Origin of the sequence: Kocuria tytonis (assembly GCF_003226895.2) — a bacterium.
GTDB classification, from domain to species: domain Bacteria; phylum Actinomycetota; class Actinomycetes; order Actinomycetales; family Micrococcaceae; genus Kocuria; species Kocuria tytonis.
Window position 1 is genome coordinate 308,120 of record NZ_PNJG02000001.1, and the last position, 14,376, is coordinate 322,495.

14 protein-coding genes are annotated in these 14,376 nt (G+C 72.0%); 9 read left to right on the forward strand and 5 right to left on the reverse strand.

Annotated elements, in window-relative coordinates:
- The first annotated feature begins 146 nt into the window (after positions 1-146).
- Both C1C97_RS01475 and holA read left to right on the forward strand, forming a co-directional pair.
- Positions 147-1,244, forward strand: a complete 1,098-nt coding sequence (locus C1C97_RS01475) for an NADH:flavin oxidoreductase/NADH oxidase (RefSeq protein ID WP_110919742.1) — start codon at positions 147-149, stop codon at positions 1,242-1,244.
- A 267-nt stretch (positions 1,245-1,511) separates the two neighbouring features.
- Complete coding sequence (gene holA, locus C1C97_RS01480; protein WP_110919743.1) at positions 1,512-2,513, forward strand: DNA polymerase III subunit delta; 1,002 nt, start codon at positions 1,512-1,514, stop codon at positions 2,511-2,513.
- Between the two features lie 94 nt (positions 2,514-2,607).
- Here holA and rpsT read toward each other — a convergent pair whose 3' ends face one another.
- Positions 2,608-2,868 (reverse strand): 30S ribosomal protein S20, encoded by a 261-nt coding sequence (rpsT, locus tag C1C97_RS01485; RefSeq protein ID WP_110919744.1) that lies wholly within the window; start codon positions 2,866-2,868, stop codon positions 2,608-2,610.
- 196 nt (positions 2,869-3,064) lie between these two features.
- A complete protein-coding gene (locus tag C1C97_RS01490) occupies positions 3,065-3,646 on the reverse strand; it encodes a type II toxin-antitoxin system PemK/MazF family toxin (RefSeq protein ID WP_121029789.1) in 582 nt (193 codons plus the stop codon).
- 84 nt (positions 3,647-3,730) lie between these two features.
- Here C1C97_RS01490 and lepA point away from each other — a divergent pair, with 84 nt between their 5' ends.
- Both lepA and hemW read left to right on the forward strand, forming a co-directional pair.
- Positions 3,731-5,587 carry a translation elongation factor 4 gene (lepA, locus tag C1C97_RS01495; protein ID WP_110920484.1) on the forward strand — a complete coding sequence of 619 codons (1,857 nt, stop codon included), beginning with the start codon at positions 3,731-3,733 and terminating at the stop codon, positions 5,585-5,587.
- On the forward strand, positions 5,587-6,831 hold the full coding sequence (hemW, locus tag C1C97_RS01500; RefSeq protein WP_121029790.1) for a radical SAM family heme chaperone HemW: 1,245 nt from the start codon (positions 5,587-5,589) through the stop codon (positions 6,829-6,831). Before lepA ends, hemW begins: the two co-directional genes overlap by 1 nt.
- Positions 6,832-6,929: 98 nt before the next feature.
- Here the strand turns inward: hemW and C1C97_RS01505 are convergent, their stop codons facing one another.
- On the reverse strand, positions 6,930-7,367 hold the full coding sequence (locus C1C97_RS01505) for a DUF4870 domain-containing protein (RefSeq protein WP_121029791.1): 438 nt from the start codon (positions 7,365-7,367) through the stop codon (positions 6,930-6,932).
- Between the two features lie 170 nt (positions 7,368-7,537).
- Positions 7,538-8,419 carry a DUF3097 domain-containing protein gene (locus C1C97_RS01510; protein ID WP_110920487.1) on the reverse strand — a complete coding sequence of 294 codons (882 nt, stop codon included), beginning with the start codon at positions 8,417-8,419 and terminating at the stop codon, positions 7,538-7,540.
- A gap of 179 nt (positions 8,420-8,598) precedes the next feature.
- On the opposite strand from C1C97_RS01510, the gene hrcA reads away from it, so the two are divergent.
- The 3 genes from hrcA to C1C97_RS01525 all read left to right on the forward strand — a co-directional run bounded on the left by hrcA (position 8,599) and on the right by C1C97_RS01525 (position 11,578).
- Positions 8,599-9,612, forward strand: coding sequence for a heat-inducible transcriptional repressor HrcA (gene hrcA, locus C1C97_RS01515; protein ID WP_121029792.1), 1,014 nt, complete (start codon positions 8,599-8,601; stop codon positions 9,610-9,612).
- A 65-nt stretch (positions 9,613-9,677) separates the two neighbouring features.
- The gene (dnaJ, locus tag C1C97_RS01520) at positions 9,678-10,820 is read left to right on the forward strand and encodes a molecular chaperone DnaJ (protein WP_110920489.1); all 1,143 of its coding nucleotides are present in this window, start codon (positions 9,678-9,680) and stop codon (positions 10,818-10,820) included.
- Positions 10,817-11,578, forward strand: a complete 762-nt coding sequence (locus tag C1C97_RS01525; protein ID WP_110920490.1) for a 16S rRNA (uracil(1498)-N(3))-methyltransferase — start codon at positions 10,817-10,819, stop codon at positions 11,576-11,578. The genes dnaJ and C1C97_RS01525 overlap by 4 nt, the downstream gene beginning before the upstream one ends.
- A gap of 30 nt (positions 11,579-11,608) precedes the next feature.
- Here C1C97_RS01525 and C1C97_RS01530 read toward each other — a convergent pair whose 3' ends face one another.
- Positions 11,609-12,553 carry a GerMN domain-containing protein gene (locus tag C1C97_RS01530; RefSeq protein WP_121029793.1) on the reverse strand — a complete coding sequence of 315 codons (945 nt, stop codon included), beginning with the start codon at positions 12,551-12,553 and terminating at the stop codon, positions 11,609-11,611.
- A 210-nt stretch (positions 12,554-12,763) separates the two neighbouring features.
- On the opposite strand from C1C97_RS01530, the gene C1C97_RS01535 reads away from it, so the two are divergent.
- Both C1C97_RS01535 and ybeY read left to right on the forward strand, forming a co-directional pair.
- Entirely contained in the window at positions 12,764-13,864 is a 1,101-nt protein-coding gene (locus C1C97_RS01535) for a PhoH family protein (protein ID WP_110920492.1), read from the forward strand.
- A complete protein-coding gene (gene ybeY / locus C1C97_RS01540; RefSeq protein WP_110920493.1) occupies positions 13,861-14,367 on the forward strand; it encodes an rRNA maturation RNase YbeY in 507 nt (168 codons plus the stop codon). Before C1C97_RS01535 ends, ybeY begins: the two co-directional genes overlap by 4 nt.
- The last annotated feature ends 9 nt before the right edge of the window (positions 14,368-14,376 follow it).

Sequence of the window (14,376 nt, forward strand, 5' to 3'; positions counted from 1 at the left end):
GGCGCACCACCCGAAATATTGCGGGCAACAGATCCGTTGTCCCACTGGAACCACAGCACACCCCCGCGCTCGCCGGTCCGCGCGGCATCATGACAGCCTCGGACCGGTGCGCGGGACCGGTGTCACCGCAATGGAAGGACCTCAGCATGCGCTCCACCCTCTTCGAACCCCTCACCCTGCGCGGCCTCACCGTCCGCAACCGGCTCTGGATCCCGCCCATGTGCCAGTACTCAGCCTTCGGGAAGGACGGCGTGGCCACGGACTGGCACCTCGTCCACTACGGGTCCCTCGCCCGCGGCGGGGCGGGTGCCGTGATCGTGGAGGCGAGCGCCGTCGTCCCCGAGGGCAGGATCAGCTCCCGGGACCTGGGACTGTGGAACGACGAGCAGCGGGACGCCCTGGTGCGCATCGTGGACTTCGCCCACGAGCAGGGCGCGGCCATCGGCGTGCAGCTCGCCCACGCGGGCCGCAAGGCCAGCACCCAGGCCGCGTGGGGATCCGAGAACCCCGGGCAGTCCCTCACCGCGCAGAACGGGAGCTGGCAGACCGTGGGTCCCTCCGCCGTCGCCTTCCCCGGTCTCGCCGAGCCCGTGGCACTGGACGAGGCGGGCATCGACGACGTCGTGACCGCCTTCGCCGCCTCGGCCCGCCGCGCCGTGGCGGCGGGCATGGACTTCGTGGAGCTCCACGGCGCCCACGGCTACCTGCTCCACGAGTTCCTGTCCCCGCTCAGCAACGAGCGCACGGACGAGTACGGCGGCACCCTGGAGAATCGCGCCCGGCTGCTGCTGCGCGTCACCGACGCCGTGCGTGACGTCATCCCCGAACAGATGCCCCTGCTCGTGCGCCTCTCCGCCACGGACTGGACCGACGGCGGGCTCACCGCCGCGGACACCTCCCTGGTGTCCGGATGGCTCGCCGAGCACGGCGCAGACCTCATCGACGTGTCCTCCGCCGCCAACGTCCCCGCCGAGATCCCCGTGGGCCCCGGCTACCAGGTGCCCCTGGCCACCGAGATCAAGAACACCGCGGGCATCCCCGTGGCCGCGGTCGGGATGATCGACACCGCCTGGCAGGCCGAGCAGATCGTCGCCACCGGCCTCGCCGACGTGGTCCTCATGGGCCGCGAAGCCCTCCGCGACCCCCACGTGGCCCTCACCGCCGCCCGAGCCCTCGGCGTCGAGGACGCCCCCGTCCCCGGCCAGTACGAACGCGCCCACCGCCGCCCGCCCCGCACCCGGTGACCATCCCGCGCCCGGGGCACCCGGGGCACCCCGGGCGCTCGCGGGACGACGCCGCGGTGCCCCACCTCCGGCCGTGGCACCCCGGGCCGCTGCCGCGGCACTCCCACTGCACAGGGACCCGGGCCGTCACCGCCCCCGGATAGCATGGGGGACACAGCGACGACGTCCCCGCCGCGCGCGTGCCGCCCGCACGGGTGAGGTGCGGCCGGAAGCGGGCGTGAGCGGCGTCGTCGGCACCCGAGCAGTCGGCCCAGACCGAGGAGCACCATGACACCAGCCCGCCGACAGGCGCCCTCGGCACCGCAGACCTCGTGGCGCGAGGCCACTCCGCAGCCGCTCGTGCTGGCCTCGGGCTCGGACGAGTACATCCTGCAGCGCGTCCGCGAGTCCCTGCGGGACCGCATCCGCGAGGAGCGCGGCTCGTGCGAGGTCACGGACATTGCCGCCGGGGACTACGAGGCCGGTCAGCTGGCGGTGGTCACGAGCCCGTCCTTGTTCGACGACCCCAAGCTCGTGTGCGTCCAGGACCTCGCGAGCATGAACGAGAACCTGCTCCCGGACGCCCTGTCCTACGTGACGAACCCGGACCCGGACGTCACCGTCCTGTGGCAGCACGCCGGGGGCAGCCGCGGCAAGAAGCTGCTGGACGCACTCAAGGAGCGCGCCCTCGTCCTGGACTGCGCCCCGCCGAAATCGGACAGGGACAAATCCGCGTTCGTCCTCGCCGAGTTCCGCGCGCAGGACAAGCGCATTGAGCCCGACGCCGCCCGCGCCCTCGCCGCGGCCGTGGGCACGAGCACCGCGGAGCTCGCCGCCGCATGCGCCCAGCTCATCGCGGACGGTCCCGTCACGGTGGACCACGACCTCGTGGAGAAGTACTACGGCGGCCGGGTGGAGGTCACCGCGTTCCGGGTAGCGGACGCGGCCGTGGCCGGCAATGCGGAACAGGCCCTCAAACTGTGGCGTCAGGCCGTGGACGTGGGCGTGGACCCCGTCCCCATGGTGGCGACCCTCGGGTCGAAGCTGCGCCTGATCGCTCTCGCCGCGGGTTCCCGCGGGGGAGCAGGTCAGATCGCCCGGGACGTGGGCGCGGCACCGTGGCAGGTGGAGCGCGCGCAGAACGAGGCGCGCCGCTTCACCGCCGAGGACGTCACCCGGGCGCTGCAGGCGATCGCCGAGGCCGACGCCCAGGTCAAGGGTGCCTCGCGGTCCCCGTACTTCGCGGTGGAGCGCGCCATCACGGTGATCGCCACCTCCGGGCACCGCTGAGCGGGCACGACACCCTCCGCACACGACAACGGGCCCGGTACTCGCGAGGAGTACCGGGCCCGTTCGATCCGTCAGTTCGACGGGGTCAGCCGATTCAGATCTTGGAGACCTTCTTGGCCAGACCGGACTTCTTGTTGGCCGCGGTGTTCTTGTGCAGAACGCCCTTGGACACGGCCTTGTCGAGCTTGCGGGACGCGTTGCGCAGGGTCTCGGCGGCGGCGTCCTTGTTGCCGGACTCCACGGCGGTCTCGACCTTGCGGATCAGGGTCTTGAGCTCGGACTTGTAAGAGTTGTTGCGCAGGCGCGCCTTCTCGTTGGTGAGGTTGCGCTTCTTCTGCGACTTGATGTTGGCCACGTGTAACTCCTAGAACGATTGCGGAAGTAGGTCAGTGAGGGCTCACGGATGGTCATCGACTGAGTTGTGAGAGTGGGGATGCTCGGTGGCAACCATCCGCTGTGCCCGACGACCAGCGCGGACACACAGCGGACTACTTTAGCAGACCGGCGCCCCGGATGCCCGGTGCGAGGCGTGTCCCGAGGGGGCGGGCCGGTCAGGGCCGCCCCGTGAGCTCTGCCGCCACGGCCGCGAACCGGGCCCGGTCCAGCACCGCGCCCTCCCGGCGGACGTCCTCGGGGCGCACCGGGATGATCCGGTCGATGCGCGCCTCCGACGGCCGCCCGGAGCGGTCCCAGCCGCCCACGCCCACGTCCACCCAGGAGGGGTCGTCGTGGTGGGCGGTGTCGTGGTCCTTGGATGTCAGCATCACGCACAGCAGGTACCCCTCGGCGCGGTCCACGATCAGCACGGGCCGGTCCTTCCCGCGGGAGTGGTCCTCCTGGTACGGCACCCAGGTCCACACGACCTCCCCGGGATCCGGGCGCCCGTCCGGCTGCGCGGCCCACCGCGGGTTCACGGGTCCGGTCCAGTCGCCGGGGTAGTGCCCGGCGCCGGCGGACGACGTCGCCGTGCCCGGCCGGGCGCGCGGGGTGCCGCGCTCGTGGGCAACGGTGGGCGGCGTCGTCGTGCCCCCGGAGCGGGGGGAGCGGGAGGCGGGCCCGCGCGAGCCCGAGTAGCGCTGGTACATGCGGAACAGGCGCAGTCCCTGGTGGATGAGTCGCGTGATGTCGGCCATGGGGACATGGTAGGGGGACCGGTTCGCCCGATCGCCGCGAGCATGGGAAACTGGGGAGTCATCCTGAGAACGAAAGGACCGCCTGTGTCACCGTTGGCCGTCAACCCACCGGCACCTGCCTCGACCGACCCCTCGGTGATCAGGAACTTCTGCATCATCGCCCACATCGACCACGGCAAGTCCACGCTGGCGGACCGGATGCTGCAGGCCACGGGCGTGGTGACGCCCCGGCAGATGAAGGCCCAGTACCTGGACCGCATGGACATCGAGCGCGAGCGCGGGATCACCATCAAGTCCCAGGCCGTGCGCATGCCCTGGAACGTGGACGGCACCGACTACGCGCTGAACATGATCGACACGCCCGGCCACGTGGACTTCACGTACGAGGTCTCCCGCTCCCTGGCCGCGTGCGAGGCCACCATCCTGCTGGTGGACGCCGCCCAGGGCATCGAGGCGCAGACGCTCGCGAACCTCTACCTGGCCATCGAGAACGACCTCACGATCATCCCGGTGCTCAACAAGATCGACCTGCCCGCGGCCCAGCCGGAGAAGTACGCCGCAGAGCTCGCCAACCTGATCGGCGTGGAGCCGGAGGAGGTCCTGAAGGTCTCCGGCAAGACCGGTGAGGGTGTGGCGGAGCTGCTGGACCGGATTGTCCGGGACGTCCCGGCACCCCGGGGTGTGAAGGACGCGCCGTCGCGCGCCATGATCTTCGACTCCGTCTACGACACCTACCGCGGCGTGGTCACCTACGTGCGCGTGGTGGACGGCACCCTGGTGCCGCGCGAGCGGATCCAGATGATGTCCACGGGCGCTACCCACGAGATGCTCGAGATCGGCGTGATCTCCCCGGAGCCCGTGCCGTCCAAGGGCCTGGGCGTGGGTGAGGTGGGCTACCTCATCACCGGTGTCAAGGACGTCCGCCAGTCCCGGGTGGGTGACACCGTGACCAACCAGCAGAAGCCCGCGCAGGAGTCTCTGGGCGGCTACGAGGACCCCAAGCCCATGGTGTTCTCGGGCCTGTTCCCGGTGGAGGGCTCCGACTACCCGGTGCTGCGGGACGCCCTGGAGAAGCTGCAGCTCAACGACGCCGCCCTGGTGTACGAGCCCGAGACCTCCACCGCTCTGGGGTTCGGCTTCCGCTGCGGCTTCCTGGGCCTGCTGCACCTGGAGATCACCCGGGACCGGCTGGAGCGCGAGTTCAACCTGGACCTGATCTCCACCGCGCCCTCGGTGTCCTACAACGTCACGCTCGAGGACCGCTCGGAGGTCAAGGTGACCAACCCCTCCGAGTTCCCTGAGGGGCGGATCCTGGAGATCCGCGAGCCCATGGTCTCGGCCACCATCCTGGTGCCCTCGGAATTCATCGGCGCCGTCATGGAGCTCTCCCAGTCCAAGCGCGGCGAGATGAAGGGCATGGACTACCTCTCGGAGGACCGTGTGGAGCTGCGCTACCGGCTGCCGCTCGCGGAGATCGTGTTCGACTTCTTCGACCAGCTCAAGTCCAGGACGCGCGGCTACGCGTCCCTGGACTGGAAGGCGGACGGCGAGCAGGCGAGCGAGCTCGTGAAGGTGGACATCCTGCTGCAGGGCGAGCAGGTGGACGCGTTCAGCGCGATCACCCACAAGGACAAGGCCTACTCGTACGGCGTGCTGATGACGGGCAAGCTGCAGAAGCTGATTCCGCGCCAGCAGTACGAGGTGCCCATCCAGGCGGCCATCGGCTCGCGCATCATCGCGCGCGAGAACATCCGCGCGATCCGCAAGGACGTGCTCTCCAAGTGCTACGGCGGCGACATCTCCCGCAAGCGCAAGCTGCTCGAGAAGCAGAAGGAGGGCAAGAAGCGCATGAAGATGGTGGGCCGTGTGGAGGTCCCCCAGGAGGCCTTCGTGGCCGCGCTGTCCTCGGACGAGGACAACGGCAAGGACAAGAAGAAGTAGTGCCCGCACAACCGGAGGGGGATCCGGCTCCGCGGGACGGCGCCCTCCCCGCGAGCTCGGTGGCGCGCGCCGCCGAGCGCACCCTGAGCCTGTACGTCCACGTCCCGTTCTGCGCCGTGCGCTGCGGGTACTGCGACTTCAACACGTACACCATGGAGCAGCTCGGGGACGGTGTCTCCCGCGCGGACTACCACGCGGACGCCGCCGCGGAGATTCGCTTCGCACGCGCGGTGCTCGACGCCGCCGGGGCACCCCCGCGCGCCCTGCACAGTGTGTTCTTCGGCGGGGGCACACCCACCCTGCTGCCGGCCCGGGAGCTCGCGGCGATGCTGGAGCAGGCCGCCGAGAGCTTCGGGCTCGCCCCGGACGCGGAGGTCACGGTGGAGGCGAACCCGGACTCCGTCACGGCGGAGACCTTCGACGTCCTGGCCGCCGCGGGGGTCACCCGGGTGTCCTTCGGGATGCAGTCCGCGGTCCCGCACGTGCTGGCCGTGCTGGAACGCACGCACACCCCGGCGAACGTGCCGCGCGCCGTCGGCTGGGCGAAGGAGCGCGGACTCGGCACGAGCGTGGACCTGATCTACGGCACACCGGGGGAGTCGCCCGCGGACTGGCGGGCGTCCCTGGAGGCGGCGATCGCCATGGCACCGGACCACGTCTCCGCGTACTCGCTGATCATCGAGGACGGCACCAAGCTGGCCGCGCAGATCCGCCGCGGCGAGGTCCCCGAGGTGGACCCGGACGACCAGGCGGAGAAGTACGTGCTGGCGGACGGCATGCTGCGGGACGCCGGATTCGGGTGGTACGAGGTGTCCAACTGGTCCCGCGCGGCACACGGCCGCACGGCCGAGCAGAACCGCAGCGCCCACAACCTCGCGTACTGGCGCAACCAGGACTGGTGGGGGATCGGCCCCGGGGCGCACTCCCACAGCGACGGCGTGCGCTGGTGGAACATCAAGCACCCCCTGCCCTACACCAACAGGGTGCGGGCGGGGGAGTCACCCGCGGTGGGCCGGGAAACCCTGGACGCGCAGACCCGGTACGTGGAGCACGTGATGCTGGGCATCCGGATCCGGGAGGGGCTGCCGGTGGACTCCCTGCGCCCGGAGGGCCGCCGGGCCGTTGCCGGTCTGATTGCGGACGGCTGGCTGGACGGCGCGGCCGCGGTGGCGGGCAGGGCGGTGCTCACGGACGCCGGGCGCCTGATGGCGGACGCCGTGACGCGGCGGCTGCTGGACTGGTGAGCGCGGTGGGATCGGGAGTGCGGACACACTGACCCGGGGCGGCCGTGTCGGGACCGGGCCACGGACCCGGCGGGTGTGCTCCCGAGGGGGCGTCGACGTCAGCCGCGCCCGGCGAGCAGCGAGTCGTAGAGGTGGGTGTTGAACCGGTACTGGTGGGGCTCGCCCCGGTTGACCCTGATGCCCGCCCGCACGGACGTGACGGCCAGGACCACCCAGGTGAGCGCGGCGACCAGCGAGAAGATCCCGCCCACCACGGGGATCAGCGAGAGCACGAGACCCGCGAGGATCACGATGCTCGGCAGCATGGTGTAGTTGGCGGCCTCGCGGGACTCCTGCGCGGTGAAGGGGCCACGGTCCTTGAACACCCGGTGGATCACGTAGCTGGGGACCACGCCCACCACGCCTCCCAGGTGCGCGAGCGTGGCCCACTGGCGGTCCTGGTCCACGTCCAGGGGCTCGGCCACGGCGGACACCGACTCGAACGGGGTCCCCGCGGTGCGGGCGGCGGAATCGGGCGTGGAGGCAGCGTGAGTCACGAGTGGGTGTCCCTTTCAGGGGCGGAAGCCGGCCAGGCTGGATCAGCAGGGGGCCTGGTGACAGCATTCTACGGAACGGACCTGGGAACCGTCCCTGTTAGCTTCCGCACATTCCAGGCGCGGGACCCGCGTCCCGTGAGCCCTGGCGCACGGGGAGTGGAACGGCCCACTCATCCCTCCGGTCCGGCCCCGGGTGCCGTGAGGAAGTCGATGAGCTCCTCCACCCGGCCCAGCAGAGCCGGTTCCAGGTCCGCGTACGTGCTCACGCGGGAAAGAATCGCCTGCCACGCGCGCCCCACGTCCTGCGGGGTGCGGTGCGGCAGTCCGAGGGCGCGGGCCATCCCGGTCTTCCAGTCCACCCCGCGGGGGATCACGGGCCACGCCGGAATACCCAGCGCGGCGGGTTTCACGGCCTGCCAGATGTCCACGTAGGGGTGGCCCAGGATCAGCACGTTCTCCCGCGCCCCGGGCGTGCGCACGGCCTGTTCCGCGATCCTGGACTCCTTGGAGCCGGGCACCAGGTGGTCCACCAGGATCCCGAGCCGCCGCTGCGGACCGGGCCCGAAGGCGGCGATGGCGCCGGGGAGGTCGTCGATGCCGTGTAGCGGCTCCACCACGATGCCCTCCACGGCGAGGTCGTGACCCCACACCTTGGCCACGAGCTCGGCGTCGTGGTAGCCCTCCACCCACACGCGGGACTCCTTGGCCACGGACGCGCGCAGGTCCGGCACGGCCACGGACCCGGACGCCGTGATGCGCTTCTTCGGGGCAGCGGTCCTGGGCGCCGGGGGAGTGAGGCGGACCGGCTCGCCATCCAGCAGGAAACCGGGACCCAGCGGAAAGGTCTTCACCCGTCCGTGGCGGTCCTCCAGACCCACCACGCGCATCCCGCCGATCACCTCCACGCTCACGACGGCGCCCACCCACCCGGTCTCGACGTCCTCCAGGACCAGCCCGGGCGCCACCGCCACCTCGCGGGAGGTCGGGCCGCTGCGCGAGACCTCGGGGCTGCCGAGGTCCTGGGGACCCCAGCCCCAGCCGGGTGCGTTCACGGGCGTCTCCTGGGTGGTGGTGGGCGAATCAGCCGCGAGCGTACCAAAGCGGGGCCGCCGGGACGCACGTTAGACTGACCGGGATTAGCACTGTGAACCCAGGAGTGCCAAAATTGTCCGGGCGCACGCGTCCCGGACCGGAACCCCTCGACCCCGCGCCCCACGGGAGGTGAGAAGAGATGGAGCAGCCACGCCGAGTGCAGATCCTGCGCGCCATCGTGGAGGACTACGTCCACTCGCGGGAACCCGTGGGCTCCAAGGCCCTCGTGGAGCGCCACCACCTGAGCGTCTCCTCGGCCACCGTGCGCAACGACATGGCCGCACTAGAGGACGCAGGGCTCATCATCGCCCCGCACACCAGTTCGGGGCGGATCCCCACCGACCGCGGCTACCGCGTCTTCGTGGACCAGATCACCGCGCTGCAACCCCTCACCGCCGCGCAGCGCCGCGCCATCCAGGTCTTCCTCGACGGCGCCGCGGACCTGGACGACGCCATGGAGCGCACCGTCCGGCTGCTCGCCCAGCTGACCCACCAGGTGGCGGTGATCCAGTACCCCGTGCGCACCGGGACCACCGTGCGCCACGTGGAGCTCGTGGACGTGGGTGCGGGCACCGTCCTCGTGATCCTGATCCCCACCTCCGGGCGCGTGGCCCAGCGCACCGTGGAACTGGCCACGCCCCTGGCGGAACCGAGCCTGCTCGAACTGCGCGCCCACGTCCTCGCCCGTGTGCTCGGCGCGTCCCTCGACGCCGTGCCCCACGCCGTCGCGAATCTCGCCGCCACCCTGCCCGAACCGCTGCGGGACGCCGGACGAGGCGTGGCAGAGGCGCTGGCGGCGCTGGCGGCGGCGTCGGACGAGCACCGGCTGGTGATGGCCGGGACCGCGAACCTGGCCCGCTTCAGCGGGGACTTCCCGCAGAGCATCTCCCCGGTGCTCGAGGCCCTCGAGGAACAAGTGACCATGCTGCGGTTGTTGTCCGAGATGCAGCAGGACGAGCGCGGGGTGGCCGTGCGCATCGGCTCGGAGCAGTACGACGACCCGCTGGCCGAGGCGGCCGTGGTGGCCACCGGGTACGGTCCGCGCGCCGCCTCGAAGGTGGGGGTGGTGGGTCCCACCCGCATGGACTACCCCACCACCATGACCGCCGTGCGCGCGGTGGCCCGCTACCTCTCCAAGAACCTGGGGGACTGACGCACCGCACCGGTGCCACCCCAGCAGACCATCGACCCTGACACGAAAGCAGAAGCGACGACATCGTGAGTGACCACTACGAAACCCTCGGCGTCAGCCGGGACGCCAGCGCCGAAGAGATCAAGCGCGCCTACCGCAAGAAGGCCCGCAGGCTGCACCCGGACGTGAACCCCTCGCCGGAGGCCGCGGAGGAGTTCAAGCGGGTCTCCCACGCCAACGACGTCCTCTCGGACCCGGACAAGCGCCGCGTCTACGACGCCACGGGCAACGAGAACGGCACGGACACCGGCTTCGGCGGGGGCTTCCCCGGCACGGGGTTCGGGTTCTCCGACATCTTCGAGACGTTCTTCCAGGGCGCCGGCTCCGGCGGCCAGCGCGGCCCGCAGTCCCGCACCCGGCAGGGCCAGGACGCCCTGATCAACGTGCGGATCTCCCTCAAGGACGCCGTGTTCGGCGTGGCGAAGGACATCACCGTGGACACCGCGGTGGAGTGCCCCACGTGCCACGGCTCGTGCTGCCAGCCGGGCACCAGCCCCGTCACGTGCAGCATGTGCCGCGGCTCCGGGCACATGCAGTACCAGCGCCAGTCCATCCTGGGCATGGTCACCACCCAGGCGCCGTGCTCCCAGTGCAACGGCTTCGGCACGGTGATCGAGCACCCGTGCCACGAGTGCTACGGCGAGGGCCGCGTGCGCGACCGCCGCCCCCTGACCGTGAAGATCCCCGCCGGCATCCAGTCCGGCAACCGCATCCGCCTGGGCGGGCAGGGCGAGGCCGGCACGGCCGGCGGGCCCAACGGGGACCTCTTCGTGGAGCTCAAGGTGGACCCGGACCCCACGTTCCACCGCGAGGGCGACGACCTCCACGCCCGGCTGCGCATCCCCATGACGGCGGCGGCCCTCGGCACCACGGTCACGCTCGAGACGTTCGACGGCACCCGCAGCGTGGACGTGGACCCCGGGACCCAGTCCGGTGCCACCGTCACCCTGAACGACCTCGGTGTCACCCACCTGCGCGGCAAGGGCCGCGGTGACCTGCAGGTGCACTTCGAGGTGGAGACCCCGCGGGACCTCACCGGCGAGCAGCGGGAGCTGGTGGAGCGGCTCGCGGAGCTGCGCGACGAGCAGGCCCACGACGGCACCACGGTGAACACCTCCCACGCCGGCGGGTTCTTCTCCCGCCTGCGCGGCCGGTTCAGCGACCTGTGACCAGTCCCGTCTTCCACCACGGCCACGAGGATCTCCACCGGGTCCGCCCGGGGGAGGTCCTCGACGTCGTGGGTCCCGAGGCCAGGCACGCCGTGACCGTGCGTCGGTTGCGCGCCGGTGAGCCCCTCGACCTCGTGGACGGCCACGGCACCCGCGTGAGCTGCACCTTCACCACGGGGGAGAAGGACCGCATGAGCGTCACCGTGGCCGCCGTCCACCGGGAAGAGCCCCCGCGGCCGCACCTGGGCCTCGTCCAGGCTCTCGCCAAGGGGGACCGGGACCTGCAGGCGGCCGAGGCCGCCACGGAACTGGGCGTCACGTGCGTGATCCCGTGGCAGGCCGAGCGCAGCATCGTGCGTCTGCGCGCCGAACGGGCCGCCAGGACCATGGCCAAGTGGGAGTCCACGCTGAACACCGCGGCCAAGCAGTCCCGCCGCGCGCACTGGCCGCGGCTGCAGCCGTGGGTGGACACCGCGGGGCTCGCGGAGCTGATCCGCTCCCGGCCCGACACCCTCTGGCTCGTGCTGCACGAGTCGGCGGCCACGCGCTGGTCCGCGGACGACGTCGCCGGGTGGCGCGGGCGCGCGGGCGTCACCGTGGTCGTGGGCCCGGAGGGCGGGATCAGCGACCGTGAACGGGAGACCCTGGAGGCCGCCGGCGCGCACACGGTGCGCCTGGGTGACACGGTCATGCGCTCCTCGACGGCGGGCCCGGCAGCGCTGGCGGCGCTCGGCGCGGTGCTGGGGATCTGGGGCTGACGGCTCCGCGGTGGATCCCCAGCCGTACACCTAGCGGGTGGCGGGCACCGTGATCTCGTGGTCGTCGGTCAGGACCGTGCCGCGGTCGTCCGTGCCGCTGACCCGCACCGTGTAGGTGCCCGGCTGCAGGTCCACGGTGGTGCGCAGCTCCGTGCCCACGGTGGGGTCCGTGCCCGGGGTCGCCGCCCGGACGGAGTCCCCCTTCACACGCCGGTTGCTGGAGGTGATCTCCCAGCGCACGTTGTGCACGGCCGGCAGGACGCGTGCGAACACGGTGAGCGGGCTGGCGGGATCGGCACCCGTCTGGGGGTCGATGAGCCACACGGGGGCCGCCACGGCGGGATCCCGGGTGAGGGGGTCCCGCAGGTCCACGGACCCGAAGGCCCGGTAGCCGCTCTGCCCGTCCACCAGGATGCGCACCTCCTTGGCGGTGGAGGAGTCCAGCAGACCCGCCGTGACGGCCGCCGCCGAGACCGTGTACACCATCTGCTGCAGGGCCATCCGCGCGTCCTGCTCCGAGAGCTGGGCCGCGAAGGCCGTCGCCGGGAGGTCCACCGTGATGGTGCCGTCCGGTGACACGGAGGTGCCCACCGTGCTCACCGCGGACCACAGGGAGCGGTAGTCGGGGTCGGACGGCGCGGCGGTGGTGACCATGGTGGCGGCGCGTGCCACGGGATCCGCGGTGTCGACGTTCTGGGGAGTGCGGAACTCGCGGAAGAGGTATCCGGCCTGGTCCCCCGTCCCCACCCAGTACACCGGGGCCTGCTCCGTGGCCACGCCGTCCCCGGCGTTGTCGGTGCTCCCCGGTGCGGAGCCGATCCCCGGTGCCGCTGCGGAGCCGTTGTCCGGACGGTCCGCCGCGTTCCCGCACGCCGCCAGGGCGAGCACGAGAGCGGCGGTGAGGCCCGCGGCGAGCGTCCGGGGGAGCGGGGAGCGTCCGTTCGCGCGGTGCCGCGCCCGATCTCGTGCCGCCATGCCGCCTCCTCCCGTGCCACTCGTGTCCCGTCTGCCCGGACACACTATCGGGTACGCCGACCCGGTGGCATCATCCCCGGGCGCGCGCCGTCCCACAACCCGTCCGGGGGATCGGGGCGGGCCCCGCCGGTGCGTGGCGCGCCGCGGGACCCCCGTCCGATTGCCACGGGACACGCCCGGGCCCCGCCGCGACCGGTAGGCTGGGACGCGATGACCGAACGACTCGAGGGGACCGACGCCCTGACCACCTCACCCAGTGACACCACCCGCGTGACCGTGCACCTCCCGGACCGGGACACCGCCCTGCGCTGCCTGGGCCACGCGGACACCACCCTGCGCCTGCTCGAGGGCCAGTTCCCCGCGGTGCGCATGACCGTCCGGGACCTGGACGTGGCCCTGCAGGGGCCCGTCGTGGACACCCGCCTGGCGGCGTCGCTGCTCGAGGAGCTGCTGGCCATGGCGCGGCGCGGCACCGAGATCACCGAGCGCACCGTCCTGCGCGTGGCCCGCATGATGCGCGACGCCCAGGACATGCGGCCCTCCGGCGCGCTGTCCACGAGCATCCTCTCCACGCGCGGCAAGACCATCCGTCCCAAGACCGTGAACCAGAAGGCGTACGTGGACGCCATCGACGAGCACACCGTGGTGTTCGGGATCGGTCCCGCCGGAACCGGCAAGACCTACCTGGCCATGGCCAAGGCCGTGCGGGCGCTGCAGGCCAAGGAGGTCAACCGGATCATCCTCACGCGCCCCGCGGTGGAGGCCGGCGAGCGGCTGGGGTTCCTCCCGGGCTCGCTCAACGACAAGATCGATCCGTACCTGCGTCCGCTCTACGACGCCCTGCACGACATGATGGACCCCGAGTCCATCCCCCGTCTCATGGAGGCCGGGAGCATCGAGGTGGCCCCGCTGGCGTACATGCGCGGACGCACCCTCAACGACGCCTTCGTGATCCTGGACGAGGCCCAGAACACCACCCCCGAGCAGATGAAGATGTTCCTCACCCGGCTGGGCTTCGGCTCGCGCATCGTGGTCACCGGTGACGTGACCCAGGTGGACCTCCCGGGGTCTTCCAAGTCCGGGCTGCGCCAGGTCCAGCACGTGCTGGGCGGCATCGAGGACATCGCGTTCTGCGAGCTCACCGCCGCGGACGTGGTGCGCCACGAGCTCGTGGGGGAGATCGTGGCCGCCTACGACCGGTTCGACACCACCAACAGGCACCGCGTGGAGCGCTCCCGCCGCAAGGAGGACCGCCGCGCGGCCCGCGCCGGCGGGGCACCGGATGCGGCCACGCAGGAGAGCACCTCGTGAGCGTCGAGTTCGACCTCCCCTGGGAGACCCCCGAGGAGCAGGCGGGCCTGGGCAGCGCGTACCGGGCCGTGGACACCGCGCAGCTCGGTGCGCTCGTGGACCTCGCGTTCGCCCGGTGGCACCTGCACCCGGAGACGGAGGTGTCGATCGCGGTGGTGGACGAGGCCCGCATGGCGCAGCTGCACGAGCAGTGGCTGGACCTGCCCGGTGCCACGGACGTGATGTCCTTCCCCATGGACGAGCTGCGCGAGGGCACGGCCGCGGAGCCCACGCTGGGGGTTCTGGGGGACGTGGTGCTGTGCCCGCCCGTGGCGCAGCGCCAGGCGGCGGCCGCCGGGCACAGCACCCAGGACGAGCTGTGCCTGCTCACCGCCCACTCGCTGCTGCACCTGCTCGGCCACGACCACGCCCGGGAGGACGAGCGCGCACGCATGTTCGCCGCCCAGCGCGCCCTGCTCGAGGAGTTCCTCGGTCGGGACGCGCCCGTGGAGACCATGGCGTGAGCCGCCCGC